This is a genomic window from Ruegeria sp. BI11, from assembly GCF_056538005.1.
The window spans coordinates 79,001-105,604 of sequence record NZ_JBQFSM010000009.1 but is presented as its reverse complement, the minus strand read 5'-3'; the positions used below and the strand labels follow the sequence as shown (position 1 = coordinate 105,604).

Below are 26,604 nucleotides of genomic sequence, written 5' to 3'. Positions count from 1 at the left end.
TCAATGGGGGCACAGACTATGCTTAAGACACACGCCAAGTACGGCCTGGGACAGGTCGTCCGCCATAAAAAACATCCCTTCCGAGGGGTCATTTTTGACGTGGACCCCGAATTTTCGAACACGGAAGAGTGGTATCAGGCCATTCCCGAGGACAGTCGCCCGTTCAAGGATCAGCCGTTTTACCACCTGTTGGCGGAAAACGATCAATCCTTCTATGTAGCTTATGTTTCTGAACAAAATCTGGTTGCTGACCAGTCGGGAGAGCCGGTTGAACACCCCGATATCCCCGACATGTTCGGTCCGTTCGAGAACGGTGCATACCCGCTTCACTTTCATCTGAACTGAAGTCACCTGGCGGGGCACCTGTCATCAATACCCAAGGGCGATTCCGTCTTTTCGCGGGTCGCTGGCACCTTGCAGAACACCACTCTCACAGATTCGAATTGCTTGAGCGCCGCCCAATGGCGTTTCTGGAATCTCTACAGTGTGCCCCAAATCACACAATTGTTGGACGGTGCTGGGGGAAATTCCGCGTTCCAGCTTCAATACACCATTGTCAGCAAAGGCGCGCGGCGCTTCGATACTGGCCTGAAGGCCTAGACCATGGTCGATCAGGTTTGACACAAATCGGGCGTGGCCAGTGGGTTGATATTGGCCTCCCATCACGCCGAAGGGCATCAGAACGCGGCCATCTTGCTTCAATAGTCCCGGGATGATCGTGTGCATGGGGCGTTTGCCGCCGCCCAGTTCATTCGGATGACCCGATTGCAAGGTAAAGCCCGCGCCTCGGTTCTGCAGCAGAATGCCGTATTTCTCTGATGCAATCCCCGAGCCGAAGCTATGAAAGATGGAATAGATCAGGGAAACCGCCATTCTGTCCCGATCCACCACGGTGATATAGACGGTATCCTTGTGAATGGCCTCGGTCAGTGGGGCTGCCGCAGGCATGGCGCGTTTCGGGTCGATCAGTGCGGCCAGCCTGTCGGCCACATTCTGATCCGTGAACCGATCTGCATGAGTTGTATGGTCGGGATCGGCAATGAAACGGTTTCGGGCGTCATAGGCGAGTTTCGAGGCCTCGGCTTCAATATGCAGACGTTCCGCGCAGAACGGGTCCATGCTGGCAAGGTCGAAGTTCTTGAGGATATTCAGCAGCAGGATGGCCGTGGCGCCCTGACCGTTGGGTGGATGCTCGACCAGTTCCAACCCCTTGTAATCGCCGCTGACAGGTTTCGTTTCAGAGCAGGCGGTGGACTTAAAGTCCTCGGCTGTGTGGACACCGCCCAATTGGGTAAGTGCAGCGATCATGTCGTCGGCAATGTCACCGGAATAAAACGCGTCCCGCCCATTACGGGCTATCTGGCGTAGTACTTCTGCCTGACCGGGCGAGCGGAACATCTGCCCAACATCAGGTGCCTTGTCATTGATCAGGTATTGCGCTCGCGCGGCCCCTTGCAGGGTGTTCGCCCCGGTTTTCCAGTCAAACGCCACCCTTGGTGCAACCGGCACACCGGCTTCGGCATAGTGGATGGTGGGCTGCAAAATGGAATCCAGACCCAGCTTACCTTCGGTTTCAGACAGGTGGCAGAACGCATCGATGGCGCCAGGAACGGTTACAGCGTCCGCTGTGTTCAAGGGCACCGTCGTCAGCCCCTGCGCTCGCAGTTTTTCCGCATCGGCTGCTGCGGGCGCACGACCCGACCCATTCAAGGCGCGGATCTGATCCTCACCCGCTCGGTTGAACAGTACAAAACAATCGCCGCCAAGCCCGGTCATCTGGGGTTCACAAATGCCCAGCAGAACGGCCCCGGCGATGGCGGCATCCATGGCGTTGCCGCCCCGGGCAAGAATATCCACAGCCACCTTTGCGGCCAATGGGTGCGATGTAGCGCACATCCCTTCGGTCGCCAGAACTTCGGATCGGCCCGGTGTGTGAAAATCGCGCATGACATTTTTCCCCGATTGAACGCGCCGAAGGTACCGCGCGGTCCGGAGTTGTCTAGTCAAATCAGTGGGAAGTTCCTCGGCGCCGTTCACTGGGTGGGGGCTGTGATACTCGGCGCCGAGGGAAGCTATCTGAGCTACGGATACTGTTTTGCCCGTTGTTTGCGGCGCTACAATGGTTCGATCTGGGCCTTATTGTGACGTTTTCTTGCCGTCAGGCTGGTTTCGGAAAGTCGAAACGCAGCGATAGCCGGTTGCACCCATCGCTGCGTTCATAGCGGATATCGCTGGTCAGTTCATAAATCAGAAACCAGCCGAACCCGCCTTCGGGCAATTCGTCGATCGTCGACCCCAGCGATGCCGGGATACCATCCGGCACGCGAAAACCAGGCAGCGGATTACCGGTGTCAGCGATCAATATCTCAAGCCAGTTCTGGTGCAGGCGGCACCTTACTTTCACCTCGGCCGGGGTGATGTCGGCATAGGCGTGTTCGACCACATTATTGATCGCTTCGGCCAGCGCGATCTTCACATCGCCCGCCTTGTGCGCCGGAAGCCCCTGCGCCGACAACCCCTGACTGAGTTGCGCGATCCCGGCGCTGGCCTCAGTCTCAGTTGCTGCAAAGCTCAGATCTAAACACTTGCCGTTGTGCATGGGCGTCGCGCCTATTCAGATGGTAATAAGGTCAGTCTGCGGTGGCCGATAGGGCGTCATCCAGCGTGGGGTACAGTTTGAATACTGTATCCATGCGAGTCAGCCGGAATACCTTTTCAACAAAGGGGTGCAGCCCGGCCAGATCCAGTCTGCGGTCATTTCCAAGCTGTTTCATCGAGGCGACGATGGCGCCTAGCCCGCTTGAATCGATGAACTCGACAGTGGTTAGATCCAGTACGACGCGGGTGGTTCCGTCTTCGGCCTGATTGCGCATGTCCTCTTTGAATTGGATGGCCATGGCCGCATCTATCCGGTCGGAATGCACCTTGATAATCTGGGTTGTGTCGGTCGTTGTGCTGGTCAAAGCCATGCGCGACGGTCCTCTAATATAAAATTCACTAGTAGAAATACGCTAGACGGCAAATCTTACCATTCGGTATCCATCGAACGAGAAATGAGGAGGATCATTGCGATGAAGCAGGTCGTTATCGCGGGCGCGGCGCGGACGCCCATGGGTGGATTTCAGGGCATGTTCGACGGTATCGCTGCCACTGAACTGGGTGGAACCGCCATTCGTGCCGCAATGCAGGGTGCAGGTGCCGAAACCGTGGACGAAGTTCTGATGGGCTGCGTTTTGCCCGCCGGGCAGGGTCAGGCACCGGCGCGACAAGCCGGGTTTGCGGCAGGACTGGGTGAAGAGGTTCCGGCGACGACCCTGAACAAGATGTGTGGATCGGGAATGAAGGCCGCCATGATGGCCTTTGACCAGATTGCACTAGGTCACGCGGATACGATGATCGCGGGAGGCATGGAAAGCATGACCAACGCTCCGTACTTGCTGCCCAAGATGCGCGGTGGCGCGCGGATCGGGCACGGCCAGGTGGTCGATCACATGTTTATGGATGGGCTCGAAGACGCCTATGATAAAGGCCGCCTGATGGGCACTTTTGCCGAGGATTGCGCCGAAGCCTTTCAATTTACCCGCGAAGCGCAGGACGAATATGCGCTGCAATCCCTCTCGAACGCTCTGTCCGCTGAAGAAAGTGGCGCATTCGCAGATGAGATCACGCCGGTCACTACCAAGACCCGCAAGGGCGAGATCACTTTTGCCCGGGACGAACAGCCGCAATCCGCGCGGCCGGATAAAATTCCGACCTTGAAACCCGCATTTCGCAAGGAGGGTACAGTAACCGCGGCCAATTCGTCTTCCATTTCTGACGGGGCGGCCGCGCTGGTTTTGGCATCGGTAGAGGCAGCCGAAGCGCAGGGTTTAACGGTGCGCGCCCGGATCGTTGGCCATGCCAGCCACGCTCAGGCTCCGGGCCTGTTCACGACTGCGCCGGTTCCGGCCGCGCAGAAACTTTTGTCGAACATCGGCTGGTCCAAAGATGACGTCGACCTGTGGGAGGTGAACGAGGCGTTTGCCGTGGTGCCCATGGCCTTCATGCACGAGATGGGTCTGCCGCGCGACAAGGTGAATGTAAATGGCGGGGCTTGCGCATTGGGGCATCCGATTGGCGCTTCGGGTGCGCGGATTATGGTCACTCTGCTCAACGCATTGGAAAAGAGGAACCTCAAACGCGGGGTGGCTTCCATCTGCATCGGTGGCGGTGAAGGCACGGCCATCGCAATCGAACGCGTTTGACGCTTTGGCGTTTTGCAAATACTGCGGAGCAAACTTTTGCCAATGAGCACGACCATGACCGCCGATTACGATACGCTTGCTAAAACCATCGCTGCCCTGACCGAAGGAGAAACCGATCAGGTCGCCCTGATGGCGACAATTGCGTGTGAAGTGCATCATGCCGACGACCGGTTCGACTGGACTGGGTTTTACCGCGTGACCGAGCCCGGCTTGTTGAAGATCGGCCCTTATCAGGGCGGTCATGGCTGTCTTGTCATCCCCTTTGAGCGGGGTGTCTGCGGTGCTGCCGCGCGGACAGGCGAGGTACAGCTTGTGCCGGATGTCGAGGCGTTTCCGGGTCACATTGCCTGCGCGTCGTCCACCCTGTCAGAACTGGTACTGCCGGTGCGGGATGCATTGGGCGACGTGATTGCCGTGTTCGACATCGACAGCGATCAGCCGGACGCGTTTACCGATCAGGACGCGGTGGCTCTTGGTGCAATTCTGGCCGACGTCTTTGAAAAATGAAAACAGCCGGGGCACTCCCCGGCTGATTCAAGCATCAATAGGGTCGTGACTAGTCAGCTCGCAAGAATCTTGGCTTTCTGCGCGGCGAATTCTTCATCCGTCAGGTGACCTTTCTCCTTAAGCGCCGCAAGCCGCTCAATTTCATCCGCTGGGGACACACTCGCGACCGAGCGGATGTAGTCCTTCTGCGCCTCTTCAATCTGGTTCATGGTCTCGACGTTGTGCTGGTGCATTTTATCCCCGCGCGCAATGAGATAGCACAGCACGCCCAGCCAGGGGATCAGGATCACAAAGGCGATCCAAACTGCCTTGCCCCCACCGCTCAGGTCTTTTGAGCGGAAGACGTCGGCAACAACCGAAATCATCACCCAGAACCAGGCAACCATCAGGAACAACCAGAAGATTGACCAGACTATATCGAAGAAACCGATCCCATTATCCATGTTCGTCCAACCTTTTGCTTATCTGTAAAAAAATCCCTGGGCTCAGGGATCGCGTGATTGTAACAGACAGTTGGCGTTTTGGTTAGAATATTGTTTCAATGGAAGAATTTAGCATCAAATAAAGCCGGAACGCTGCCCGACAGCCAGAGATATATCAGAATCGCTTGAAGTCCGAATATTCCAAACAACCAAGCCGAAAACCCGCGCTTGCGGGTTTTGTGCCTGAAAATCCAACGTCCGACCACTGCACCAGGGCTGCCGCCGAGTGCTGACAGCCACAATAAGCGGCGTTCCGACACCCGGCTTTTGCGCCGCCTTGCGCGGGTCTTGTCCCAACCAAAGGCCAGTAATGTCAGGGTGTTGATCCCCCATAAATAGATCACTGCAATCCACATGCGAAAGGCATACCAAGCAAACTGATCGAGCGAAATGAAAAAACTCTTGGAAATTTCATGATTCTAAGTCATCGTGAAAAAGGAGAGGAAATTTTCACAAGATTCGGAGCGGCCCCGGTGAACACCCAAGCCCCCCACAGCGCGACACTTGGTGCGGATATCCGCGCCCTGCGCAAGGCGCGCGGGTTGACGTTGACCGAGATTGCAGTGCGCCTGAACCGGTCGGTCGGATGGCTGAGCCAGGTTGAGCGCGACATGTCGGACCCCTCAATCTCGGACCTGCGGCAGATCGCGGAATGTCTGGGCGTGCCGATGTCGATGCTGTTTGCACATTCTTCGGTGCCAGTGGCCGAGCAGGGCTATGTGGTGCGCGCGGGATCGCGCCGCCCAATGGGGTCGGGCGAGGAAGGGTTGATCGAGGAGCTGCTGTCGCCCGATCTGACCGACGATTTTGAAATGGTACATTCCACGTTTGAACCCCGATCCCAAATGCAGAAACCGGCCAACCGGCCTACACAAGAGGTTGGTTACATGATTTCGGGGCGGTTGGATCTGACCATCGGGTCCAGCCAGTTCACGGTAGGGCCGGGCGACAGTTTCCGCATCAGGCATGAATCCTATCAATGGGCCAACCCCTATGATGAGCCCGCCGCGGCCATCTGGGTCATTGCTCCTCCGGTGTACTGATGAGTTTCGAGGCCTGGACCATATTCGCACTGTTTTGGGTGGTGTTCGTGACCACTCCGGGGCCGAACGCGGTCAATTGCATTTCGAACGGGATGAGCCTGCCGTTCCCCAAGGCGATGCTGGGGGTTCTGGCGATCCTGACCCAGGCCAGTGCGTTTCTGACCCTGTCGGCGCTGGGTGTGACTGCACTGATCGCAGCCTCGCCGACCGGGTTCTTCATTGCCAAGCTGGTGGGCGCGGGGTTCCTGATCTGGGTGGGTATTCGCGGCTGGATGAATGCAACGAAACCTGCACCTGCGTCCGAACGGCCTGCGCGGCATGTCTATCTGCAAGCGCTGGCGGTGGCGACGATCAACCCCAAAAGCGTGGCCGGATATCTGGCGGCCTTTTCGCAGTTTGTGCAGCCTGATGTACCGATCTGGCAGCAGATGGGGGTGATCATGCCCACCGCGCTGGTCATCACCACGCTCAGCTATACCGGGTTCACCTTGCTGGGCGCGCTGATGGGTAAGGCGGCACTGGGGGCGGTGTTCAACATCTGGGTGCGCCGCGTCATGGCGGCTTGTTTCATCATTTATGGCGTGTTGCTGGGGGCCAGCTCCACGCCCACAGCAAGGGGGTAATGACATGCACACTGGTTCCTGTCTGTGCGGCAAGGTCGTGTTCACCATCGACGGAGACCTCACCCCGCCCAATGCCTGCCATTGCGGTCAGTGCCGCAGACAGTCGGGGCACCTGTGGGCCTCGACTGTGACGCATCAAGACAACCTGGCCTTTACCTCTAGCGACACGCTGGGCTGGTATCGCGCCTCCGATATTGCAAGGCGCGGCTTTTGCAGCGCCTGCGGGTCGTTCCTGTTCTGGCAACACAACGAAGAGGACACGATCGCGATTTCCGTAGGTTCACTGGACGAGCCGACGGGACTGAAACTCGCCCAACACATCTTTGTCGCGGACAAGGGCGATTACTACGACATCACAGACGATCTGCCCCAACGGGCACAGTAACAAGGATCAAAACCAATGAGCGATTTTCCGACAAAAGCCCGCGTGGTTGTTATCGGTGGCGGCGTGGTGGGGGCTTCCTCGCTGTACCATCTGGCCAAGAAAGGCTGGACCGACTGCGTTCTGCTGGAAAAGAACGAGCTGACTGCGGGCTCAACCTGGCACGCGGCGGGTAACGTGCCGACATTTTCGACCTCATGGGCGATCATGAACATGCAGCGTTACTCGACCGAATTGTATTCGCGGTTGGGCGAAGAAGTCGACTATCCGATGAACTACCATCAGTCCGGCTCGATCCGTCTGGCGCACAGCAAAGAACGGATGCAGGAGTTCGAACGGGCAATGTCCATGGGCCTGTATCAAGGCATCCCGATGGAGATGTGGACCCCGGAAGAGGCAAAGGAACGCTATCCTTTCCTTGAAACGCATGATCTTGAGGGTGTGCTGTATGACCCGACCGATGGTGACATCGACCCGGCACAGCTGACGCAGGCGCTGGCCAAAGGTGCCCGCGACATGGGTCAGAAGATCATTCGTTTCTGCCCGGCAACGGGTGTGACCCAGCACGACGATGGCACCTGGACCGTACACACCGACAAGGGCGATATCGCCTGTGATTATGTGGTCAACGCCGCAGGCTACTATGCGCAGCGCGTGGGTGAGTGGTTCAAGCCCTACGGCGGCCGCACAGTGCCCGCGATGGTCATGAGCCACCAGTACCTGCTGACCGACGAAATCCCCGAGGTTGAAGAATGGTCGAAAGCAAACGGCGGCAAGAAACTGCCGCTGCTGCGTGACGTGGATATCTCGTACTACCTGCGGCAGGAAAAGCACGGCTTCAACCTTGGCCCGTATGAGCCCAACTGCAAGGGCCACTGGATGACCGAAGATGATCCGATGCCTGAAGATTTCTCGTTCCAGCTTTGGAATGACGATTTGGATCGGATCGAGGACATCGTCACCGACGCGATGGAGCGGGTGCCGCTGATGGCGACCTCTGGCGTTGGTCGTGTGATCAACGGCCCGATCCCGTACGCTCCGGACGGGCTGCCGCTGATCGGCCCGATGCCGGGCGTGAAAAACGCGTTCGAGGCGCACACATTTACCTTTGGCATCGCGCAAGGCGGCGGTGCGGGCAAAGTACTGGCTGAATGGATCGTCGATGGTCACACCGAATGGGATATGTGGGCCGTCGATCCACGCCGCTATACCGATTACACCGATCAGGATTACTGCAACCAGAAAGGGCTTGAGGTCTACGGCAACGAATACGCCATGCATTACCCCCAACACGAATGGCCCGCCGCGCGCGATAAGAAACTGTCGCCGGTTCACGCCAAGGTGAAGGAACTGGGCGGCGTCATGGGAGTATATAACGGCTGGGAACGGGCCAACTGGTTTGCACAGCCCGGCGACGACACATCGCTTGAAGCCACCCATACTTGGGGTCGCTCGGGTCCGTGGGAGCAGCGCGTCAAAGAAGAGTGCGAGGCCGTGCGCGACCATTGTGGCGTGCTGGACCTGCCGGGCTTCTCGCGCTTTATGGTCAAGGGCGAAGGTGCAGCCGAGGCGCTGCGCGGGCTGGTCGCGGGCGGATTGCCCAAGGTTGGTCGCATCAATCTGGTCTATATCTCGGACGACCGTGGTCGCATCCTGACCGAGATGTCCTGCCTGCGTCTGGGCGAAGATGAGTTCGTCATGATCACTGCCGCCACGGCGCAATGGCATGATCGTGACATTCTGGTGAAGGCCATGCCTGCTAGCGTGAGCGTCGAAGACGTCACAACCACGCGCGATACGTTGATCGTGACCGGCCCGAAATCGCGGGATATCCTGTCAGGTCTGACGGATGCCGATCTGACTGCCGGATGGCTGACCCACCAGGCGGCCACCGTAGCAGGGCAGCCGGCCTATTTGATCCGCGTATCCTTTGCCGGTGAACTGGGTTGGGAAGTGCATGCCCTGAACGAGCATATGCCAGCGATCTATGACGCGATCATCGATGCCGGGGCCAAGCCGTTTGGAATGTATGCGTTGAACTCGCTGCGGATCGAAAAAGGCTATCGCGCCTGGAAAGGCGATCTGAGCACTGACTACTCACTGCTGGAAGGCGGTCTGGGACGCTTCGTCAAGCTGGACAAGCCGCAGGACTTCCCAGGCAAAGCCGCAATCCAGAACGAAAAGCAGCAGGGCGTCAAGAAATCCTTTGTCACCCTGACCGTGGACGCAGGCGATTGCGACGCACCTTACATGTCTTGCATCTGGCAGAATGGCGAGATTGTGGGCGAAACCACCTCGGGCGCTTGGGGTTATCGCGTTGGTAAATCCATCGCGCTGGGCATGATCAAGGCCGAGCTTGCCAATCCCGGCACCGAGCTTGAGGTCGAAATCTACGGTCAGAAATGCCGCGCCGTGGTAGAAGAGGATCAACCGCTCTGGGATCCTCAGAACGAGCGGCTGCGTGCCTAACCCCTGACGGAGGTACCATGAGCAAGCGATATTCCAAATTGGGGCCCGGCGAGGGTCCCAACTATGACTGGGAAAACGACCATACGTTCGTAAAGGTCTCGGCCCGGGATACGGATGGCGCCTATACGCTCATGGAAGACAATTTGAAGGCCAGCTTCGCTCTTGGCCTTCATCGCCACGACACCCATGCCGAGACCTTTTATTTTCTAGAAGGTGCAGTGGATTTCTATGTCGATGGTGACTGGCATCGGTGCGGGCCGGGCACCACGATGCACGTACCGGCGGGGGTCCCGCATGCTTGCCGCGTGGCCGATGCGGCCCCGGCGCGGATGTTGATGATCTTTCAGCCCTCGGGGTTTGATGGGTTCCTCGCGGAGCTTGCGACAATGACCGAAGCTGATTTCGCTGATGAGGCAAAGATGGCAGCGCTGAACGCCCATTATGACATCATCCCGATGGGGCCAGTTCCGCCGCATCCGGACGATCCGGTATAAAGGTTGCATCCGATGGCGGTCCCCACAGTTATGTCCGGCGTTTACCTGACCCAACACGGTGGGCCCGAGGCGTTGGAATGGCGCGATGACATACCGGTCCCTCAGCCGGGGCCAGGGCAGGTGCTGGTTCGGGTGATGGCGGCTGGCGTGAATAACACCGATATCAACACGCGGGTCGGCTGGTATTCCTCGGATGTGACTGGCGCGACTGACGCCGTTGACCAGGATGTCGAGGCCGGAGGTTGGGGCGGTGTGCTGCAGTTCCCGCGCATTCAGGGCGGTGATCTGTGTGGTGTGGTCGAAGCCGTGGGGCCAGGGGCAGCCTTCCAACCGGGCCAGCGTGTGACCTGCCCGATCAACCTGCCCCGCCCCAGACCTGGCCACCCGACCGGTTTCGTTGCGTTGGGCTCGGAATTAGATGGGGCCTTTGCGCAATACTGTTTGGTTGAGGCGGATGATCTATATGATGTCAGTGCTTCGCCCCTGTCTGACGTGGAAATCGCCGCCATTCCCTGCGCATTTGGCACCGCTGAGAATTTGCTGGCCCGCGCGGGTGTGACCTCGGGGCAAAAGGTGCTGATCACCGGCGCGTCCGGTGGCGTAGGTCTCGCGGCCGTACAACTGGCGGTGTTGCGGGGGGCAACCGTCTGGGGTGTGACCAGCCCAGCCAAGGCCGAAGTGGTTAAATTACAGGGTGCCGCGGATACGTTCGACCGTGATGCCGCGCTGCCAGCAGATATGTTCGACGTGGTGATAGACGTTGTGGGCGGCCCGGCATGGCCGGGCCTGATCCTGGCGTTGAAGCCGGGTGGCCACTACGCGGTTTCAGGTGCCATCGCCGGCCCGATCGTACAGGCCGACCTGCGGGATATCTACTTGCGCGATATCACGATTCACGGTTGCACCCATCAGGCGTTTGAGGTGTTCGGGCGGCTGGTCGGGATGATCAATGGGGGGCGCATCATGCCCTTGGTGTCAAAGACTTACCCACTTAAGGACATCGCAACTGCGCAGGCTGATTTTCAATCCAAGGCGTTTGCGGGCAAACTTGTGCTGATTCCCTGAATAGGCTGAAAAAATGGCGGACATCATTCTTCTGGATGGCTCAATCGGACAGGAACTTGTCAAGCGCAGCGGTGACCGGGCGACACCGCTGTGGTCGACGCGGGTGATGATCGACTATCCTGATCTGGTCGGTGACGTGCACAGTGAATACTTCCGCCGGGGCGCGACCGTCGCCACCACCAACACCTATGCTGTCCACCGTTCGCGTCTGGTGCGGGTGGGTATGGAGGATCAGGTTCCGAACCTGATCGATACTGCCTTGACGCAAGCCGAACGTGCGCGTGCAGGAACCGATGGCCGGGTCGCCGGATCGCTGGGGCCGCTTCTGGCCTCGTACCGGCCCGACCTGAACCCGGACCCTGCAGATGCTGCGGGCAAATTCGGTGAGCTTGTGGCGCTGATGGCCCCGCGTGTCGATCTGTTCCTGATCGAAACCGTGTGCTCGGTGCAGGAGGCTGAAGGTGCCCTGCGGGGCGCGGACGGCTGCGGCAAACCGGTCTGGCTGGGACTGTCGGTGATGGATGATGACGGAACCCGCCTGCGCTCGGGTGAGCCGTTGACGGATATCCAAACCTTGGTAACGCGTTTCGCGCCCGACGCCGTGTTGATCAACTGCTCGCGCCCCGAGGCCATTCCGGCGGCACTGCCGATCATCGCGCAACTGGGTCGCCCGTTTGGGGCCTATGCCAACGGGTTTACCGGGATAACGCAGGCCTTTCTGGAGGACGCGCCCACAGTTGATGCATTGGAACAGCGTCAGGATCTCGGGCCTGAGGCTTACGCCGATCACGCCATGGCCTGGGTGGCGCAGGGGGCGACTATTGTGGGCGGCTGTTGCGAGGTTGGCCCGGATCACATCGAAACACTGGCCGACCGGTTGCGTGCAGCCGGTCACCGGATTGTCTGAGGAAAAGACGATGCGGACACGTTCAGACAACTCACCGCAAGTACAGCAGCATTTCGATATCCTCGTAGCGCCCGGCTATGTTCTGTTGGAGCTGGCCTCGCTTGTCGAAGTTCTGCGGCTGGCCAACCGGGTGTGTCCGACCCCTCCGTTCACATATGCCTACCGGTCACTGAAAGGCGGCCCGATTTCCAGCAGCAGCGAGGCGATGGTTCAGACCGATCCCGTTCCGGCGCAGCCCAAGGCGGATTACCTGTTCGTGATCGGCAATTCCAATCCGGATCATCCCGACCTGTCGCTGGGGCGTGTCGTGTCGAGTTATACGTTCCGCGGAGCCAAGGTGTTCCTTCTGGCCGAAGCTGCCAGCCGTTATATCAACGAACACGGCACCGGCGACATGGCAACCCATTGGGAGAACGCCTCATTCCTGCGTGAGCGCGGCGCCCGGTTCGAGGCCAAGCTGTCCATCGCCACCGAACAGGGCGCAGTAGTGACCTGCGCCGGGATGGAGGCGACAACGGATGTGGCGCTGGCAGTGATCGGTCGCCATATCTCGGGGCCCGCCAAAATGACGGTGGCCGATATCATGCTGCATGAGAACATCCGCGATTTCTCCTCGATGCAGCCGTTTTCCGGGGCGAAACTGACCGCGACGGGGGACGCTAGGCTGGACCAGTGCATCAAGCTGATGCAAGCCAATATCGAGGACCCGTTGCCAATCCATCAAATCGTCGATTCGCTGCACCTGTCGAACCGGTCGCTTGAGCGGAAATTCAAAACATTTTTCGGCACGACACCCAACGGATTCTATCGCGAAATGCGGTTGGCCAAGGCCAACAACCTGCTGCTGAACACCACGATGAGCGTTCGTGAAATCGGTCTGGCCTGCGGTTTTCCCAACGGTTTTTCCTCAGTCTACAAGAGCTTTTTTGGCGTCACCCCCTTTGTCGTGAGGCGGGAAAAACGGGCGGCAATACAACGGTGAAAATCGCCAACACTGTGACGGTTTTGATGCATTTATTGTCGATCTTCCGTGGCATTTTGGCGCAAACCTGACACATCGGAGATTCTCAGGATGGTTGATCTTCCCAGCAAGGCCAGAGTGGTCATTATCGGCGGCGGCGTTATCGGCTGCTCGGTCGCGTATCATTTGACCAAGAAAGGCTGGAATGACGTTGTTCTGCTGGAGCGCAAGCAGCTGACCAGCGGCACCACATGGCATGCGGCGGGTCTGATCGCGCAGCTGCGCGCCACGGCAAACATGACCAAGCTGGCGAAATACAGTCAGGAGCTTTACGGCTCGCTTGAGGAAGAGACCGGCGTTGCAACCGGGTTCAAGCGCTGCGGGTCGATCACTGTGGCGCTGACCGAAGAGCGCAAGGAAGAGATCTATCGTCAGGCCGCCATGGCCCGCGCCTTTGGGGTGGAGGTTGAAGAGATTTCCAACGAACGGGTGCAGGAGCTGTATCCGCATATCAACCTCGAAGGTGTCAAAGGTGCCGTTTACCTGCCGCTGGACGGGCAGGGTGATCCGGCGAATATTGCACTGGCTCTGGCCAAGGGCGCACGTCAGCGCGGTGCGGTTGTCAAAGAACGGGTGAAGGTCGCCGATATCGTCAAGCAGGGCCGCAAGGTCACCGGCGTCGATTGGGTTGCGGATGACGGTAGCGCATCGGGTCATATTGAATGTGACATGGTGGTGAACTGCGCCGGGATGTGGGGGCACGAGGTTGGCCGCATGGCAGGCGTCAACGTCCCGCTGCACGCGTGCGAACACTTCTATATTGTCACCGAGAACATCGACGGATTGACCCAGTTGCCAGTGCTGCGGGTGCCGGACGAATACGCCTATTACAAGGAAGATGCGGGCAAGATCCTGCTGGGTGCGTTTGAGCCGGAATCGAAGCCCTGGGCGATGGACGGCATTCCCGAGACCTTTGAATTCGACCAGTTACAGGAAGATTTCGATCATTTCGAGCCGATTTTGGAAAAGGCGGTCGAGCGGATGCCGATGCTGGCCGAGGCGGGCATTCACACTTTCTTCAATGGCCCCGAGTCGTTCACCCCCGACGACGCCTATCATCTGGGCCTCGCGCCCGAGATGGACAATGTCTGGGTCGCGGCCGGGTTCAACTCGATCGGTATCCAGTCTGCGGGCGGTGCGGGTATGGCGCTGGCCGAATGGATGGACAGCGGCGAGAAACCGTTTGATCTGGGCGATGTGGATATCAGCCGGATGCAGCCGTTCCAGGGCAACAAGCAGTATCTGTTCGAACGCTCCAAGGAAACGCTGGGCCTGCTTTATGCCGACCACTTCCCCTATCGCCAGAAAGCCACCGCGCGCGGTGTGCGACGGACACCGTTTCACCATTACCTGCGGGAACAGGGCGCTGTGATGGGCGAACTGGCCGGTTGGGAACGCGCCAACTGGTTTGCGAGCGAGGGGCAGGAGCGCGAATACCAGTACAGCTGGAAGCGTCAGAACTGGTTCGAGAACTCGGCCGCCGAACACCGCGCCGTGCGCGAGAATGTGGGCATGTACGATATGTCCTCCTTCGGAAAGATCCGCGTCGAAGGGCCGGATGCTGAGAAATTCATGAACTACGTTGGCGGCGGCGATTATTCGGTGCCGAATGGCAAGATCGTCTATACGCAATTCCTGAATCGCACCGGTGGGATCGAGGCCGACGTGACCGTCACCCGCCTGTCGGAGACGGCTTATTTGGTCGTCACTCCGGCGGCGACCCGTCTGGCGGACCAGACTTGGATGATGCGCCACGCAGGCAAATTCAACGTGGTCATCACCGATGTCACTGCGGGCGAGGGTGTTCTGGCCATCATGGGCCCGAATGCGCGCGCATTGCTTGAAAAGGTCTCGCCCAGCGATTTCTCAAACGCGACCAACCCGTTTGGCACCGCGCAGGAGATTGAGATCGGCATGGGCCTGGCCCGCGCGCACCGTGTGACCTATGTGGGTGAGCTTGGTTGGGAAATCTACGTTTCGTCCGACATGGCGGGCCATGTGTTTGAAACCCTGCATGAGGCGGGGCAGGACATGGGCCTGAAGCTGTGCGGCATGCATATGATGGATAGTTGCCGGATCGAGAAGGGCTTCCGCCATTTCGGTCATGACATCACCTGTGAGGATCATGTTGTCGATGCGGGTCTGGGTTTTGCGGTGAAGGTCGACAAAGGGTGCGATTTCATTGGGCGTGAGGCAGTAACGGCGCGTAAGGAAAACGGGCCAAAGAACCGTCTGGTTCAGTTTAAGCTGACCGATGCCGAACCGCTGTTGTTTCACAATGAACCGATCATTCGGGACGGCGAATATGTGGGCTATCTGAGTTCGGGCAATTACGGTCACACGCTGGGTGGTGCCATCGGTCTGGGCTATGTTCCTTGTGAGGGTGAGAAGGCGGCGGACGTTCTGGCCTCGACCTACGAGATCGATGTGTGCGGTGTGAAGGTCAAGGCGGAGGCATCGCTAAAGCCGATGTATGACCCGAAATCCGAACGCGTTAAGGTGTAATCAAATTGTCGGGGCGCTGCGGCGCCCCGGCTCTATTCTGGGGTCTGCCAGCTGCGGCGCGACGTATCAGAATTCCTGATGACCCTCTTCACAGTTTTCGTGGTTTCCAAGCCTGTCTGATATGCCGTAGAGAAATACGGTATCAGCCGGAGACCCGCCGTGGCAGACGCCCCCCTACCACCGAACAATACAGACACGCCCAAAGGGCTTGCGCTGGCTGTGACGGCCTATGTCCTTTGGGGGTTTTTGCCCTTGTATATGAAGGCACTGTCGCACGCTGGTCCGGTTGAGATTGTCGCGCATCGCGTCATATGGTCGGTGCCTGTGGCCGGGTTGTTGCTGGTGGCGCTGGGGCGCACGCGGGATCTGAAGGCGGCGCTGGTGAACCCAAAGATGTTGGGGATGGCTTGCCTGACGGCGGCGTTGATCTCGGTGAATTGGGCAATCTATGTTTGGTCGATTGCTAATGACCGGGCTTTGGATGCGGCTCTGGGATATTACATCAACCCGCTGTTCAGCATTGCGCTTGGTGCGGTTCTGCTGCGTGAGCCATTGACGAAAACGCAGCTGGTGGCAGTGGCAATTGCGGCACTGGGCGTGCTGGTGCTGATCGTTGAGGCCGGTAGTCTGCCTTGGCCTGCGCTGGGGTTGATGGTGACTTGGGGTTTTTATGCCTTTTTCAAACGGTCGCTACCGATCGGTCCTAATCAGGGCTTTTTGCTTGAGGTGCTGATCCTGTTGATCCCGGCGTTGATGTACGTCACGTGGCTGGGTGTACAAGGCACCGGCAATTTCGGCGTGGGTGTATCTGACACCCTGCTGCTGGCCGCGGCCGGGGTGGTGACGGCGGTGCCTCTGCTGGTTTACGCCAACGGGGCCAAGCTGGTGCGGCTGTCGACCATGGGTATTCTGCAGTACATTGCCCCGACGATGATTTTCATCACCGCCCTCACCGTGTTTGGTGAGCAGATCGACCGAGGGCGCATGATCGCGTTTCCGCTGATCTGGACGGCTCTGGTGGTGTATTCGATTCCGATGATCCGGCAGATGAGGGCTCAGGCCTGACGTAGAAGACGCGCGGCCTCTTCGGCCCAGATGGCGTAGGTTTTGGGGCTTGGGTGATATCCGTCCGGCGCGACCAGGGCCGGATCGTCGGGCAGGTCCAGCGCCAGATGCCGTGCCTGCGGGAAGCGCGTTGTAACCTGCTGCAAACCCTGATCTAGACGTTTTGCTTGATGGCCAAGAACCCAAGCCAGAGGCTGCGGCAGGGCGGGAAACCGGTTCATCTGCGGCACCGCAGTAACAACCAGTCGCCGCACCCCCAGTGGACCGGTCAGAATCTTCAGCAATTCGGTTTGGCGTTCCATGAAGCGCTTGCACGTCACACCACGCGTCACGTCATTCACGCCAAGCGCGGTGATGGCCATATCGAACTGGTCAGCCATGTAGCGCAGCCGGTCAATCGTATCCTGTGTTGTGTGCCCGGTTGTGGCCTCAAGCCGCCATTCGACCGTGTAGTGCTTGGCCAGCCGGGACACGAGGTGCCCGGACAAGGCCTGCGCCTGCGTCCCCGCGCCGACCCCTGCAGCCGAGCTGTCGCCCGCAATCAGCAATCGCAGCCGAGGCCCACGCCCTTCGCGCCCTTCGCGCGAACCAATCGGTTCCGGCAGCATTTGGGCGTTGCGGCGCACCGACAGGCCCTGGGCCGCCAGAACCGGCAGCAAGGGCACGCGCAACAGCTGATCCGGGGCGACAGGCATTGTCAGCTCAGCGCGTTCTTGAATTCAAGAAACCGAGCATCGGTCATGATCCGCGCCATCATCGCCTCACGCAAGGCACCGATGGTTTTATGAGGGCGCATGACGACCTCGAATTCCTGGATCAGCCCCTCATCGTTAAGGGTGATCAGATCGACACCCACCGCGTCCAGATCTCCGACCTTGCACTGAAACTCCAACGCCCAGTCCTTGCCCGCGCCCATCACACGACGATAGCGGAAGTCCGAGAACACTTGCCCCACATGCCCCAGAACGGCTGCCACCGGCGCACGCCCGGTCCAGGTGCTGTAGTAGGTGGGAGGCGAAAACCGCACATCCTCGGCCAGCAGTTCGTGGATCAGGCTTTCATCGCCCTTGGCGACAACGTCTTGCATACGCTGGATTGTGGGGTGCATTTCTTTCCTCCGCTTCGTCCCGAGAGTTACTGAACCGATCCGTTCAGGCAAGCACGACGTTGCGGGAGGTGGCGCGCTGCGATAGGCAGGCGCGCATGAGCGAGACCTATGATCCCCCAATGACCCCCTTGGATGTGTTGCACGAGGACGCACAGCTGATTGTGGTGAACAAACCCTCGGGCTTGTTGTCCGTGCCGGGGCGGGGCGAGCATTTGGCCGACTGCCTGCTGACCCGCATTCAGGCGACATTTCCGCAGGCGTTGTTAGTGCATCGGCTGGATCGGGACACGTCCGGCGTCATGGTGTTTGCTCAGACACCCCATGCTCAGCGGCATCTGAGCATGCAGTTCGAAAACCGTCAGACCCGCAAGATCTATGTGGCGCGTGTTTGGGGAAGGGTCCAAGACAAGACCGGAACCGTCGATCTGCCGCTGATTGTGGACTGGCCCAACCGTCCACGTCAGATGGTGTGTCATGAGACCGGCAAAGCCGCCGTCACCGACTGGCGCGTGATCAAGTACGAAGGCGAGACAACCCGCATGCGACTGTTTCCAAAGACCGGCCGGTCGCATCAGCTGCGGGTGCATATGCAGGCGCTGGGCCACCCGATCCTGGGTGACCCGTTCTATGCCGACGGTGCGGCGCGGCAATTCCCGCGCCTGATGCTGCATTCCGAAGAGTTGCGCCTGAAAAGCCCCGAAGGTGGGGTTGCGATGAAGTTTCGCGCCAAGGCGGATTTCTGACCTTAGGCAGTGCTGGTCCAGAACAGTTTCAGATTGCCCAACGAAAACTGTTTCGTCCGTTTCCTAGGGGCGCAAGGTCGGCGAGCAGCCATAATCTCGCGTTCGATTTCAAAGGCGCGCAGGGTGTGATCCTGCGCCCAGCGATCCAGTTTTAGGGTCATCATCACGTGATTGTCGCGGCTTGGCATGGGAATTCTCCTTTCAACTGATCCCAAGTCTGGCCCATCACTCCTGACACCACCCTGTCAGGGGGGTGTGCTAGAATGTCAGCAGATCAATCGGAGACCCCCATGCGCCGTTCCACACGCCTGTTTGAAATCATCCAGATTTTGCGTTCCGCCGAAACGCCGGTAACGGCCGAGATGCTGGCGGAAAAGCTGGAGGTGTCCGCGCGTACCGTCTATCGCGACATTGCGGCCCTTCAGGCGCAACGCACCCCGATCGAGGGTGAGGCCGGCGTCGGCTATCTGATGCGGCGCGGCTATGACCTGCCGCCGCTGAATTTCGATGCCGAAGAGGTCGAGGCCCTGTGGGTCGGCCTGTCGATGCTGGCGCGGACCGGGGATAGTACGCTGCAGCAGGCTGCCGACCGGGTGTGCCGCAAAATCGAGGCGTTGCGCGTGCCGACAGATTGGTTGCAGGTCGCCCCGTGGGGCGCGCCGATGGACGATCCTGAAAAAGGCTGCGTGCCGGTTGTGAACTACCGCGAGGCCATACGGAACGAACGCAAAATCCGCATCACATATGTCAACGCGAATGATGAACGGACCGAACGGATCGTCCGACCCGTTGCGCTGATCTATCACATCGAATGCACCATGCTGGCTGCGTGGTGCGAGTTGCGGAACGGGTTCCGCCATTTCCGTACCGACCGAATCTGGGCCTGCGAGTTGATTGACGATCACTTTTGCGGGCAGGGTGAGCCGTTGCGCGCGATCTGGCAGGAACAGAATCACTGGGATGTCCCCACAGGCACGTCATAGGTGGCAGGTATTTGCCGATTTCACTTGATTGTTGCTTGAGCCCACCTGCGGGCAACGCGATATACTGCACCAAACAATACGCGCCCGAAGAACGGGCGCCGGAGCAGAAGGTGATATCATGACGATTTCCAAATTTGTTTTGTCTGCCGGGCTATCCTCGGCTCTGGTCTTGGCGGCTTGTACGGACCCTGGCACGCTGAACCTGCCGTCCGATCCCAATCAGAACACCAGACAAGGTGCGATTCTGGGTGGTCTGGTTGGGGCCGGAGTTGGCGCCATTGCGAATGACTCAGACCCGCTGCTGGGAGCGCTGGCGGGTGGTGCCATCGGTGCTGCCGGTGGTGGTCTGATCGGCAACCAACTGGACAAGCAGGCGGCGGAACTGCGCCAGCAGCTGGCCAATCAGGGTATTACCGTCACCAATGCCGGGGATCGTCTGATCGTCACCGTGCCGAACGATATCAGCTTTGACACGGACAGCGCGACCGTGCGTCCGGCCTTGCGTGCCGATCTGGTGCGGGTGGGGCAGAACCTGACGCGGTACCCGAACTCGAACATTCAGGTCATTGGCCATACCGACAGTGATGGCGAGGCGTCCTATAATCAGGCCCTGTCCGAACGCCGTGCCCGGTCTGTGGCAGATATCCTGCAAGCCAATGGGGTGAGCAGCGCGCGGATTTCGACCATCGGTCTGGGAGAAAGCCGCCCCGCCGCGTCGAACCTGACGCCAGAGGGCAAGGCCCGAAACCGCCGGGTTGATATTGAAATCGTCCCCAGCGGCCAAACGTAACGAAGCAGGGCACCTGCGGGTGCCCTTTTTTCGCACATTTACTGCGCGTCGCATGGTCTTTGGTGCGCGCGTGGTTTGGGTTAGCTATTGGGAAACACCATAGCGGAGTTTCCCGATGTCCCACCCGATCCTGCTGAGCCTGTCCGGTTCGCTGCGCCAAAGTGCTACCAATCGCAAACTGCTGCGCGAAGCGGCGCGGCTGTTTGACCCCGGCACCCATATCGAGGCTGACCTGAACCTGCCCCTCTATGATGGGGATCTGGAGGATGGTGAAGGCATTCCCGCAGCCGTGCAAGTGCTGGCCGATCAGATCGCGCAGGCGCATGCGGTGATCATCTCGACCCCCGAATACAACAAAGGCCCGTCGGGAGTGCTGAAAAATGCGCTGGACTGGGTCAGCCGGACCGAGGGCCGTCCCTGGGCCGACAAGCCGGTTGCCGTGATGTCGGCGGCGGCGGGCCGCGCGGGGGGTGAGCGGGCGCAGATGGTGTTGCGCGGTTATATGGTGCCGTTCCAGCCGCGCATTCTACAGGGGCCGGAAATTCATCTGGCCAACAGTTCGAACGAGTTCGATGAGAATGGAAAACTGACCAGCGACCGGTATGAAAGCAGCCTGCGAACCTTGATGGAAAAACTGCGGAGCGAGGCAGGGTTCTAAGCTTGTAGGCACAGGGTGGGCCGCCTAATCTGCCGTCATGGCAGAGGAAATTCAAACCGATGTGATTGACCCGGCCCGCGCCGCAGCATTTCAGGTGGCACTGGGGCAGGAAGGGGCGGTGACCGATGACACTCCGCTGCCTCCGTTCTTTCATCAGCTCTATTTCTGGTCGCCTCATCCGCCGTCCCAATTGGGTCGGGATGGCCACCCCAAGGTTGGCGGGCTGATCCCCGACATGGGCCTGCCGCGCCGGATGTGGGCCGGGGGGCGTCTGGAATTCAACGCACCCCTGATCGCGGGCCGAATGGCCAAACGCCGATCCATTTGCGAAAGTGCGGTCACGAAAACCGGGCGCAGCGGACCGCTGGGCTTTGTCACGCTGCGGCATGAGATTTGGCAGAGCGATTCCCTTTGTCTGACCGAATGGCAGGATCTGGTCTATCGACAGGACCCCTCGGCTAGTGAGATCAAGCCCGCGCCGCCCTACGCGCGCACCGATGAAACCGACCGGCGCGAGGTCACCTTCGATTCTACCTTGCTGTTTCGCTATTCGGCGCTGACGTTCAACGGCCACCGTATCCATTACGATCTGGACTATGCCCGCGACGTCGAAGACTATGCCGGGCTGGTCGTGCATGGCCCGCTGCTGGCGCAACTGCTGATGCTTTTTGCCGAAGACCAGATGGGGCCTCTGGCGCAGTTCTCGTTCCGTGCAACCTCGCCGCTGATGCATTTCGAAACTGCGACCCTGTGCCGGGCAGCGCAAACCCTTTGGGTGCGTGGGCCCGATGGGCGGCAATGCATGATGGCCTATGCTGTTGCGCAATCAGAGTGAGGCTTCGGATCGGAAATCCTCCGGGATCATATCCCGCCCTTCCAGAACCAGATCGGCCATAACCTCGGCGATTTTCGGTGCCATACCAAAGCCGATCTTGAAGCCGCCATTGGCGATGAATTGCCCCTGATGCAACGGATGTGCACCCAACATTGGTGCGCGACTTTTGCTGCGGGGGCGTACTCCGGCCCAACGCTCAATGACCTCGGCGCCATGTAAAATGGGCACCGCTCGGGTGGCGCGGTCCAGCACATCATCCAGCGCGGCATCCGTGCTGGATGGGTCGTCATAGTCCCGTTCTGAGGTCGACCCGATTGCCAACGTACCGTCCTCATGGGGCACGATATGAATCGCATCCACGAACAATTGTGGCACCGCGCCCGCGTCGAAGCGCAACAGTGCGGCCTGACCTTTGACGCCGTTGCCGACGGTTTTGCCGAAGGCTTGGCTAAGTTCCTGCAACCCCGCCAGACCAATTGCGTGGATAACCTGCCCCTTGTCCGGCGCGTCTGTTACTATCTCGACGCCCATCACCGCCAGCGCCGAAACCAGTGCGGCGCAGGCTCGGCGGGGGTGCATGCGGGCGCTGAGGGTGTCATGGATCACGAAGCTAGTCGGGCTGGGCGGGCACCATGATCCCAGCGTATCGGTCGAAACAACGCGCCATTCTGCCCGACCTTGCCACAGCTTTTCCGCCGTCACTGCGCGCGCATGGGCCAGATCCAATGTGCGGGCGTCGGCGATGGGTTGCAATCGACCCAGACGCGCATACCCGGCCGAAACACCGCCTGTGGCTTCGACCTGTGTCCAGAAGGGCTCGGCCATTATCAGGCTGTCGAATTGAAATGCCTTCTTGGCATTCCAGTTCTCGGGCACATGCGGGGCCAATGCGCCGACCAGCCCGCCGCTAGACCCTGCGCCGGGACCAAACGGATCGACAACCTGCACCTTGGCGCCACGTCGGGCGCAGGTCCAGGCAATGGATAGGCCAAAGATGCCCGCGCCACGCACCGTTACATCGACCATTGCCATTCCCCTTATCCTTGTTCAGTGTCGCGCCGCTTAGCTACAGGATTCCCCGATGGCAGACCAGCGCGCCGAACTGACATGGACCGAGGACCAAATCCCGGTCTCGGACCGTTTCGACGATCCCTATTATTCGTTGCAAAACGGGTTAGAGGAAACGCGCCACGTGTTTCTGGCGGGCAATGATCTGCCCACACGGTTCGCGCCTGGGTTCCGTATCGCCGAGCTGGGCTTCGGCACTGGGCTGAACATGCTAACCGTTTGGTCTGAATGGGAGAAGTCCGGTCAGACCACGCCTCTGACCTTCACCAGTTTCGAGGCCTTTCCCATGGCGCCCGAAGACATGGCGCGCGCGTTGGCTTCTTTCCCTGAAGTGACACCGTGGAGCGAGCGGTTTCTGGCGCAGTGGCAGGGTGGCAGTTGCGATCTGGGCACCTTGCATCTTGAAGTAATCGAAGGGGACGCACGTCAGACGTTGCCCGCATGGACAGGACAAGCGGATGCATGGTTTCTGGACGGGTTTTCGCCAGCCAAGAACCCAGAATTGTGGGGGGCTGATCTGATGCAACAGGTGGCGGCACATACGGCCAGTGGCGGCACGGCGGCCACCTACACCGCCGCTGGATTCGTGCGGCGAGGTCTTGAAGACGCAGGTTTTGCCGTATCCCGTACCCCCGGATACGGTCGCAAGCGTCATATGAGTCGGGCGGTCAAAGCGTGACACAGCAGAACAACACCCGCGCCGGAATTGCGCTAATGATCGCTGCGACGGTCGTGTTCGCGACGCAGGATGGAATCTCGCGCCATCTGGCGGGAACCTACAACACCTACATGGTCGTGATGATCCGCTATTGGTTCTTCGCCGCGTTTGTGATCGCCTTGGCGGCACGCGCACCCGGAGGGTTAAAGGCCGCGACGCAGACCAACCAGCTGGGCTTGCAGGTGTTTCGCGGCGTCTTGTTGGCGGCCGAGATCTGCGTTGCGGTATTTGCCTTCACGGTTCTGGGTCTGATCGACTCGATGGCGGTGTTCATCTGCTATCCGCTGCTCGTCGCCGCGCTCAGCGGTCCCGTTCTGGGTGAAAAGGTTGGTTGGCGGCGCTGGATGGCTATTGGCGTAGGCTGCATCGGGGTTCTGATCATCCTGCAACCGGGCAGGGGCGTGTTCAATCCCTGGGCCATTGTCCCGCTGATTTCAGCGCTGATGTTCGCAGTCTACGGATTGCTGACCCGCTATGTTGCCCGTCAGGACAGCGCGGCTACCAGTTTCTTCTGGACTGGCATCGCCGGGGCTGTGGCAATGACGTTAGTCGGCATGTGGTTCTGGGAACCTATGGCCCGCCCGGACTGGGCGTGGATGGCAGTACTGTGCGTCAGCGGCGTCTTGGGTCACTGGCTGCTGATCAAGTGTTATGAAATGGCCGAGGCCAGCGCTGTGCAGCCCTTTGCCTATTTCCATCTGGTCTGGAGCGCGATTTTGGGCATCACGGTGTTCGGTGAAATGCTGCGGCCAGAGGTCGTTCTGGGCGCAGCCCTGGTCGTGGCGGCGGGCCTGTTCACTCTATGGCGCGAACGCCGCCAGGGTTGAACCGACTAGCTCCTGCGAGAAGGGGATCGGCAGTGCGGGCTCGCCCAAGCGCGCGCGGTAGACCGGCAGGCTTTCCGCCACCCGCATCACGTAATTACGCGTCTCGCTGAACGGAATCATCTCGATCCAGTCGACCACGTCGATCTCACCGGCACGGGGGTCACCATACCGATCCATCCACGAAATCGGACGGCGCGGCCCGGCATTATAGCCCGCGGCCATCATCACCACATTGCCGTTGAAATCCTCTGCCAGACCGGACAGGTAGTTGGCTCCCAGCTTGGCGTTGTACTTCCAGTCCGAGGTCAGTTTGACTGTCTTGTGACCGCTGAGAATTCCCAGTTCCTTGGCCACCAGCTGCGCCGTAGCGGGCATCACCTGCATCAACCCGCGCGCGCCCGCGCCACTGATCACCACCGGGTCGAACTCGCTTTCGCGACGGGCGATTGCCAGTGTCATTTCTTTGGCCATAGGCAGGCCCATATCTGCGACCGGATGCACCGGGTAATAGGCCGCTGGCAGAACGACACCGGTTTTCGCCGCCCGTTTCGCGATCATCACGGCCAGATGCGGTTCTTTCAATTCGATCACCAGATCGCCCAGTTGCGTGGCCTGGACCTGATCCAGTTCTTCTACCAGATGGGTGAGGAAGCGTTCTGATAGGTTGTCTTCGCCTGCACGCAGCAACAGCAGCCCGGCCTCTAACACGCTGGAATCGGCGAATTCAGCCTGTTTCCAATGCGGTGCGCGACGCGGGTTGGCCAGTTCACTATCAAACGGCCGCCCGATGCGTTCCGCTGCCAACAGGCCATAAAACGAGGTCTGGTAATCCGCGCCCATTGCGTATGCCTCATAGGCTTTGTCGGCATCCCCTTGCGCGCCATAGGCCCGGCCCAGCCAATATCCGCCGCGCCCTTTTGAGATCGGGGACTGCACCGCGCCCGAAAAATTCTGGAAATGTCGTACCGCAGTAGCCGGATCGTTCAGCTTGCGCAGGGCTAAGAACCCGGCCAGCCATTCTAGATCCGCATAGGCATAGCCCATTTCCGGTGTCATGTGATGGTTGGCGGCGATCTGATAGGCGCGGTTCACATCGCCGTTGCGCATCTCAAGCCGCGCCAGCCGGCGGCGGCCCTCGGCCCATTTGTCGGGCTCTCCCAGCGCATCAGGCCCGGTCGAGCGCGCCAGCATCAGGTCAATCGCGCTGTCGTCCAGTTCTTTCCTGTCGCGCCAGACGAACCGATCAAAGGCCAACCCCGGCGCATCGGCCAGGGATTTTGGAACCGCGGCAACCTTGCCATCGACGCCGGGCTGGCGCTTTTGCAGGGCGATCCGCGCCTCGGCCAGCTTACGCTGATCGGCGCTGACCAAGGGCAGCATCTGCCCCGCACTGACCAAGTGGTTGTCCCACAGCATCCGGTCCAGCCGCGCCGCATGGTGCGGTTTCAGCAGCTTGCTGAAATTTTCCAGGTAATTCTTTTGCAAACCTTTGCCCATCGGCATGGTTCGCCACGCGGCAACCAGATCAGCCTCGGCATCGCCTTCGCGCCCCTTGGCCATCAGGGCCACGGCATAGTTCAGTGCCCCTTCGGCGGTTTGAGGCGGTATGTCAGCGTAGAATTTCAATACCCGGTCGGGGTCAGCCCCGGTAAAGACCGGCTCGCTTTTCCGACGAAGCCAGGCCAGGCCTGGCCAATCCGGTCGGCGTTCCAGAAACACCAGAACATCGCCGGAGCTACCAAAGCCTTCGCGCAGCCAGTGCCAAACGATGATATCACGGCTGACCGACCCCCGATTCCCCGAAACCCGCAAGGCGGCATTCCAGTCGCCCTTGCGCATCTCATTCATTCCGGCGCGCAGATCGCCGACGGAATCGGCCTGCGCTTGCCCGATTGATCCAAGAATCATTGCTACCAAAAGCGCCAGAACGCGTGTCATGCCTTGCATTTCCCAACCAACCAAGGATAGAGCCATTCAGGATAAACCTTGTGCCGACGGTATCAACTCACATCGCCATGATTGTGACGATTCTTAGGCACAAAAAACACTAACTGCACCTTAAGGAGC

30 protein-coding genes are annotated in these 26,604 nt (G+C 59.6%); 20 read left to right on the top strand and 10 right to left on the bottom strand.

The window, feature by feature from the left end:
- Positions 1 to 18 precede the first annotated feature (18 nt).
- Positions 19 to 345, top strand: a complete 327-nt coding sequence (gene hspQ / locus ACR0DT_RS18160; RefSeq protein ID WP_480712100.1) for a heat shock protein HspQ — start codon at positions 19 to 21, stop codon at positions 343 to 345.
- A 24-nt stretch (positions 346 to 369) separates the two neighbouring features.
- Here hspQ and ACR0DT_RS18155 read toward each other — a convergent pair whose 3' ends face one another.
- The 3 genes from ACR0DT_RS18155 to ACR0DT_RS18145 all read right to left on the bottom strand — a co-directional run bounded on the left by ACR0DT_RS18155 (position 370) and on the right by ACR0DT_RS18145 (position 2,969).
- On the bottom strand, positions 370 to 1,947 hold the full coding sequence (locus tag ACR0DT_RS18155) for a gamma-glutamyltransferase family protein (RefSeq protein ID WP_480712099.1): 1,578 nt from the start codon (positions 1,945 to 1,947) through the stop codon (positions 370 to 372).
- Positions 1,948 to 2,158: 211 nt separating this feature from the next.
- Entirely contained in the window at positions 2,159 to 2,599 is a 441-nt protein-coding gene (locus ACR0DT_RS18150; RefSeq protein ID WP_480712098.1) for an ATP-binding protein, read from the bottom strand.
- A 31-nt stretch (positions 2,600 to 2,630) separates the two neighbouring features.
- Entirely contained in the window at positions 2,631 to 2,969 is a 339-nt protein-coding gene (locus tag ACR0DT_RS18145) for an STAS domain-containing protein (RefSeq protein ID WP_480712097.1), read from the bottom strand.
- A gap of 102 nt (positions 2,970 to 3,071) precedes the next feature.
- Here ACR0DT_RS18145 and ACR0DT_RS18140 point away from each other — a divergent pair, with 102 nt between their 5' ends.
- Positions 3,072 to 4,244, top strand: coding sequence for a thiolase family protein (locus ACR0DT_RS18140; protein WP_480712096.1), 1,173 nt, complete (start codon positions 3,072 to 3,074; stop codon positions 4,242 to 4,244).
- Between the two features lie 54 nt (positions 4,245 to 4,298).
- On the top strand, positions 4,299 to 4,751 hold the full coding sequence (locus ACR0DT_RS18135; protein ID WP_480712095.1) for a GAF domain-containing protein: 453 nt from the start codon (positions 4,299 to 4,301) through the stop codon (positions 4,749 to 4,751).
- A gap of 53 nt (positions 4,752 to 4,804) precedes the next feature.
- Here the strand turns inward: ACR0DT_RS18135 and ACR0DT_RS18130 are convergent, their stop codons facing one another.
- Positions 4,805 to 5,194, bottom strand: a complete 390-nt coding sequence (locus tag ACR0DT_RS18130) for an SHOCT domain-containing protein (RefSeq protein WP_480712094.1) — start codon at positions 5,192 to 5,194, stop codon at positions 4,805 to 4,807.
- A gap of 95 nt (positions 5,195 to 5,289) precedes the next feature.
- The gene (locus ACR0DT_RS18125; protein WP_480712093.1) at positions 5,290 to 5,589 is read right to left on the bottom strand and encodes a DUF1294 domain-containing protein; all 300 of its coding nucleotides are present in this window, start codon (positions 5,587 to 5,589) and stop codon (positions 5,290 to 5,292) included.
- Between the two features lie 117 nt (positions 5,590 to 5,706).
- Here ACR0DT_RS18125 and ACR0DT_RS18120 point away from each other — a divergent pair, with 117 nt between their 5' ends.
- The 10 genes from ACR0DT_RS18120 (at position 5,707) to rarD (ending at position 16,807) form a co-directional block, all read left to right on the top strand.
- The gene (locus tag ACR0DT_RS18120) at positions 5,707 to 6,276 is read left to right on the top strand and encodes a helix-turn-helix domain-containing protein (RefSeq protein WP_480712092.1); all 570 of its coding nucleotides are present in this window, start codon (positions 5,707 to 5,709) and stop codon (positions 6,274 to 6,276) included.
- On the top strand, positions 6,276 to 6,899 hold the full coding sequence (locus tag ACR0DT_RS18115) for a LysE family translocator (protein ID WP_480712091.1): 624 nt from the start codon (positions 6,276 to 6,278) through the stop codon (positions 6,897 to 6,899). The genes ACR0DT_RS18120 and ACR0DT_RS18115 overlap by 1 nt, the downstream gene beginning before the upstream one ends.
- 4 nt (positions 6,900 to 6,903) lie before the next feature.
- Entirely contained in the window at positions 6,904 to 7,284 is a 381-nt protein-coding gene (locus tag ACR0DT_RS18110; RefSeq protein WP_480712090.1) for a GFA family protein, read from the top strand.
- Between the two features lie 15 nt (positions 7,285 to 7,299).
- Complete coding sequence (locus tag ACR0DT_RS18105; protein WP_480712089.1) at positions 7,300 to 9,750, top strand: GcvT family protein; 2,451 nt, start codon at positions 7,300 to 7,302, stop codon at positions 9,748 to 9,750.
- A 17-nt stretch (positions 9,751 to 9,767) separates the two neighbouring features.
- Positions 9,768 to 10,244 (top strand): cupin domain-containing protein, encoded by a 477-nt coding sequence (locus tag ACR0DT_RS18100; RefSeq protein ID WP_480712088.1) that lies wholly within the window; start codon positions 9,768 to 9,770, stop codon positions 10,242 to 10,244.
- Positions 10,245 to 10,256: 12 nt separating this feature from the next.
- Positions 10,257 to 11,309 carry an alcohol dehydrogenase catalytic domain-containing protein gene (locus tag ACR0DT_RS18095; protein ID WP_480712087.1) on the top strand — a complete coding sequence of 351 codons (1,053 nt, stop codon included), beginning with the start codon at positions 10,257 to 10,259 and terminating at the stop codon, positions 11,307 to 11,309.
- A 13-nt stretch (positions 11,310 to 11,322) separates the two neighbouring features.
- Positions 11,323 to 12,216, top strand: a complete 894-nt coding sequence (locus ACR0DT_RS18090) for a homocysteine S-methyltransferase family protein (RefSeq protein ID WP_480712086.1) — start codon at positions 11,323 to 11,325, stop codon at positions 12,214 to 12,216.
- Between the two features lie 10 nt (positions 12,217 to 12,226).
- The gene (locus ACR0DT_RS18085; protein ID WP_480712085.1) at positions 12,227 to 13,198 is read left to right on the top strand and encodes a GlxA family transcriptional regulator; all 972 of its coding nucleotides are present in this window, start codon (positions 12,227 to 12,229) and stop codon (positions 13,196 to 13,198) included.
- A 90-nt stretch (positions 13,199 to 13,288) separates the two neighbouring features.
- Positions 13,289 to 15,742 carry a GcvT family protein gene (locus tag ACR0DT_RS18080; RefSeq protein WP_480712084.1) on the top strand — a complete coding sequence of 818 codons (2,454 nt, stop codon included), beginning with the start codon at positions 13,289 to 13,291 and terminating at the stop codon, positions 15,740 to 15,742.
- A gap of 159 nt (positions 15,743 to 15,901) precedes the next feature.
- Positions 15,902 to 16,807, top strand: coding sequence for an EamA family transporter RarD (gene rarD, locus ACR0DT_RS18075; protein ID WP_480712083.1), 906 nt, complete (start codon positions 15,902 to 15,904; stop codon positions 16,805 to 16,807).
- On the opposite strand, the gene ACR0DT_RS18070 is transcribed toward rarD, so the two are convergent.
- Complete coding sequence (locus ACR0DT_RS18070) at positions 16,798 to 17,502, bottom strand: SGNH/GDSL hydrolase family protein (RefSeq protein WP_480712082.1); 705 nt, start codon at positions 17,500 to 17,502, stop codon at positions 16,798 to 16,800. The genes rarD and ACR0DT_RS18070 overlap by 10 nt on opposite strands.
- A 2-nt stretch (positions 17,503 to 17,504) precedes the next feature.
- A complete protein-coding gene (locus tag ACR0DT_RS18065; RefSeq protein ID WP_480712081.1) occupies positions 17,505 to 17,915 on the bottom strand; it encodes a nuclear transport factor 2 family protein in 411 nt (136 codons plus the stop codon).
- Positions 17,916 to 18,010: 95 nt separating this feature from the next.
- Here ACR0DT_RS18065 and ACR0DT_RS18060 point away from each other — a divergent pair, with 95 nt between their 5' ends.
- The gene (locus ACR0DT_RS18060) at positions 18,011 to 18,658 is read left to right on the top strand and encodes an RluA family pseudouridine synthase (protein ID WP_480712080.1); all 648 of its coding nucleotides are present in this window, start codon (positions 18,011 to 18,013) and stop codon (positions 18,656 to 18,658) included.
- Between the two features lie 2 nt (positions 18,659 to 18,660).
- Here the strand turns inward: ACR0DT_RS18060 and ACR0DT_RS18055 are convergent, their stop codons facing one another.
- Positions 18,661 to 18,846: a hypothetical protein gene (locus ACR0DT_RS18055; protein ID WP_480712079.1), complete on the bottom strand. Its 186-nt coding sequence runs from the start codon at positions 18,844 to 18,846 to the stop codon at positions 18,661 to 18,663.
- Positions 18,847 to 18,948: 102 nt separating this feature from the next.
- On the opposite strand from ACR0DT_RS18055, the gene ACR0DT_RS18050 reads away from it, so the two are divergent.
- The 4 genes from ACR0DT_RS18050 to ACR0DT_RS18035 all read left to right on the top strand — a co-directional run bounded on the left by ACR0DT_RS18050 (position 18,949) and on the right by ACR0DT_RS18035 (position 21,924).
- Positions 18,949 to 19,641, top strand: a complete 693-nt coding sequence (locus ACR0DT_RS18050) for a helix-turn-helix transcriptional regulator (protein WP_480712078.1) — start codon at positions 18,949 to 18,951, stop codon at positions 19,639 to 19,641.
- A 118-nt stretch (positions 19,642 to 19,759) separates the two neighbouring features.
- On the top strand, positions 19,760 to 20,431 hold the full coding sequence (locus ACR0DT_RS18045; RefSeq protein ID WP_480712077.1) for a YiaD family glycine zipper/OmpA-like lipoprotein: 672 nt from the start codon (positions 19,760 to 19,762) through the stop codon (positions 20,429 to 20,431).
- A gap of 115 nt (positions 20,432 to 20,546) precedes the next feature.
- Positions 20,547 to 21,089: an NADPH-dependent FMN reductase gene (locus tag ACR0DT_RS18040; protein WP_480712076.1), complete on the top strand. Its 543-nt coding sequence runs from the start codon at positions 20,547 to 20,549 to the stop codon at positions 21,087 to 21,089.
- Positions 21,090 to 21,126: 37 nt separating this feature from the next.
- The gene (locus ACR0DT_RS18035) at positions 21,127 to 21,924 is read left to right on the top strand and encodes an HTD2 family dehydratase (RefSeq protein WP_480712075.1); all 798 of its coding nucleotides are present in this window, start codon (positions 21,127 to 21,129) and stop codon (positions 21,922 to 21,924) included.
- On the opposite strand, the gene ACR0DT_RS18030 is transcribed toward ACR0DT_RS18035, so the two are convergent.
- On the bottom strand, positions 21,916 to 22,956 hold the full coding sequence (locus tag ACR0DT_RS18030; protein ID WP_480712074.1) for an NAD(P)/FAD-dependent oxidoreductase: 1,041 nt from the start codon (positions 22,954 to 22,956) through the stop codon (positions 21,916 to 21,918). The genes ACR0DT_RS18035 and ACR0DT_RS18030 overlap by 9 nt on opposite strands.
- Positions 22,957 to 23,005: 49 nt before the next feature.
- On the opposite strand from ACR0DT_RS18030, the gene mnmC2 reads away from it, so the two are divergent.
- Both mnmC2 and ACR0DT_RS18020 read left to right on the top strand, forming a co-directional pair.
- The gene (gene mnmC2 / locus ACR0DT_RS18025; RefSeq protein WP_480712073.1) at positions 23,006 to 23,671 is read left to right on the top strand and encodes a tRNA (5-methylaminomethyl-2-thiouridine)(34)-methyltransferase MnmC2; all 666 of its coding nucleotides are present in this window, start codon (positions 23,006 to 23,008) and stop codon (positions 23,669 to 23,671) included.
- The gene (locus tag ACR0DT_RS18020) at positions 23,668 to 24,537 is read left to right on the top strand and encodes a DMT family transporter (RefSeq protein ID WP_480712072.1); all 870 of its coding nucleotides are present in this window, start codon (positions 23,668 to 23,670) and stop codon (positions 24,535 to 24,537) included. The genes mnmC2 and ACR0DT_RS18020 overlap by 4 nt, the downstream gene beginning before the upstream one ends.
- Here ACR0DT_RS18020 and ACR0DT_RS18015 read toward each other — a convergent pair.
- Positions 24,511 to 26,475 (bottom strand): lytic transglycosylase domain-containing protein, encoded by a 1,965-nt coding sequence (locus ACR0DT_RS18015; protein WP_480712071.1) that lies wholly within the window; start codon positions 26,473 to 26,475, stop codon positions 24,511 to 24,513. The two genes, ACR0DT_RS18020 and ACR0DT_RS18015, sit on opposite strands and share 27 nt — an antisense overlap.
- Between the last annotated feature and the right edge of the window lie 129 nt (positions 26,476 to 26,604).

Bases quoted from the DNA above. Each gene is read 5' to 3' on its own strand.
- hspQ (WP_480712100.1), top strand. From the start codon at position 19: ATGCTTAAGACACACGCCAAGTACGGCCTGGGACAGGTCGTCCGCCAT.
- ACR0DT_RS18155 (WP_480712099.1), bottom strand. From the start codon at position 1,947: ATGCGCGATTTTCACACACCGGGCCGATCCGAAGTTCTGGCGACCGAA.
- ACR0DT_RS18150 (WP_480712098.1), bottom strand. From the start codon at position 2,599: ATGCACAACGGCAAGTGTTTAGATCTGAGCTTTGCAGCAACTGAGACT.
- ACR0DT_RS18145 (WP_480712097.1), bottom strand. From the start codon at position 2,969: ATGGCTTTGACCAGCACAACGACCGACACAACCCAGATTATCAAGGTG.
- ACR0DT_RS18140 (WP_480712096.1), top strand. From the start codon at position 3,072: ATGAAGCAGGTCGTTATCGCGGGCGCGGCGCGGACGCCCATGGGTGGA.
- ACR0DT_RS18135 (WP_480712095.1), top strand. From the start codon at position 4,299: ATGACCGCCGATTACGATACGCTTGCTAAAACCATCGCTGCCCTGACC.
- ACR0DT_RS18130 (WP_480712094.1), bottom strand. From the start codon at position 5,194: ATGGATAATGGGATCGGTTTCTTCGATATAGTCTGGTCAATCTTCTGG.
- ACR0DT_RS18125 (WP_480712093.1), bottom strand. From the start codon at position 5,589: ATGTGGATTGCAGTGATCTATTTATGGGGGATCAACACCCTGACATTA.
- ACR0DT_RS18115 (WP_480712091.1), top strand. From the start codon at position 6,276: ATGAGTTTCGAGGCCTGGACCATATTCGCACTGTTTTGGGTGGTGTTC.
- ACR0DT_RS18110 (WP_480712090.1), top strand. From the start codon at position 6,904: ATGCACACTGGTTCCTGTCTGTGCGGCAAGGTCGTGTTCACCATCGAC.
- ACR0DT_RS18105 (WP_480712089.1), top strand. From the start codon at position 7,300: ATGAGCGATTTTCCGACAAAAGCCCGCGTGGTTGTTATCGGTGGCGGC.
- ACR0DT_RS18100 (WP_480712088.1), top strand. From the start codon at position 9,768: ATGAGCAAGCGATATTCCAAATTGGGGCCCGGCGAGGGTCCCAACTAT.
- ACR0DT_RS18095 (WP_480712087.1), top strand. From the start codon at position 10,257: ATGGCGGTCCCCACAGTTATGTCCGGCGTTTACCTGACCCAACACGGT.
- ACR0DT_RS18090 (WP_480712086.1), top strand. From the start codon at position 11,323: ATGGCGGACATCATTCTTCTGGATGGCTCAATCGGACAGGAACTTGTC.
- ACR0DT_RS18085 (WP_480712085.1), top strand. From the start codon at position 12,227: ATGCGGACACGTTCAGACAACTCACCGCAAGTACAGCAGCATTTCGAT.
- ACR0DT_RS18080 (WP_480712084.1), top strand. From the start codon at position 13,289: ATGGTTGATCTTCCCAGCAAGGCCAGAGTGGTCATTATCGGCGGCGGC.
- ACR0DT_RS18070 (WP_480712082.1), bottom strand. From the start codon at position 17,502: ATGCCTGTCGCCCCGGATCAGCTGTTGCGCGTGCCCTTGCTGCCGGTT.
- ACR0DT_RS18065 (WP_480712081.1), bottom strand. From the start codon at position 17,915: ATGCACCCCACAATCCAGCGTATGCAAGACGTTGTCGCCAAGGGCGAT.
- ACR0DT_RS18060 (WP_480712080.1), top strand. From the start codon at position 18,011: ATGAGCGAGACCTATGATCCCCCAATGACCCCCTTGGATGTGTTGCAC.
- ACR0DT_RS18055 (WP_480712079.1), bottom strand. From the start codon at position 18,846: ATGCCAAGCCGCGACAATCACGTGATGATGACCCTAAAACTGGATCGC.
- ACR0DT_RS18050 (WP_480712078.1), top strand. From the start codon at position 18,949: ATGCGCCGTTCCACACGCCTGTTTGAAATCATCCAGATTTTGCGTTCC.
- ACR0DT_RS18045 (WP_480712077.1), top strand. From the start codon at position 19,760: ATGACGATTTCCAAATTTGTTTTGTCTGCCGGGCTATCCTCGGCTCTG.
- ACR0DT_RS18040 (WP_480712076.1), top strand. From the start codon at position 20,547: ATGTCCCACCCGATCCTGCTGAGCCTGTCCGGTTCGCTGCGCCAAAGT.
- ACR0DT_RS18035 (WP_480712075.1), top strand. From the start codon at position 21,127: ATGGCAGAGGAAATTCAAACCGATGTGATTGACCCGGCCCGCGCCGCA.
- ACR0DT_RS18030 (WP_480712074.1), bottom strand. From the start codon at position 22,956: ATGGCAATGGTCGATGTAACGGTGCGTGGCGCGGGCATCTTTGGCCTA.
- mnmC2 (WP_480712073.1), top strand. From the start codon at position 23,006: ATGGCAGACCAGCGCGCCGAACTGACATGGACCGAGGACCAAATCCCG.
- ACR0DT_RS18015 (WP_480712071.1), bottom strand. From the start codon at position 26,475: ATGACACGCGTTCTGGCGCTTTTGGTAGCAATGATTCTTGGATCAATC.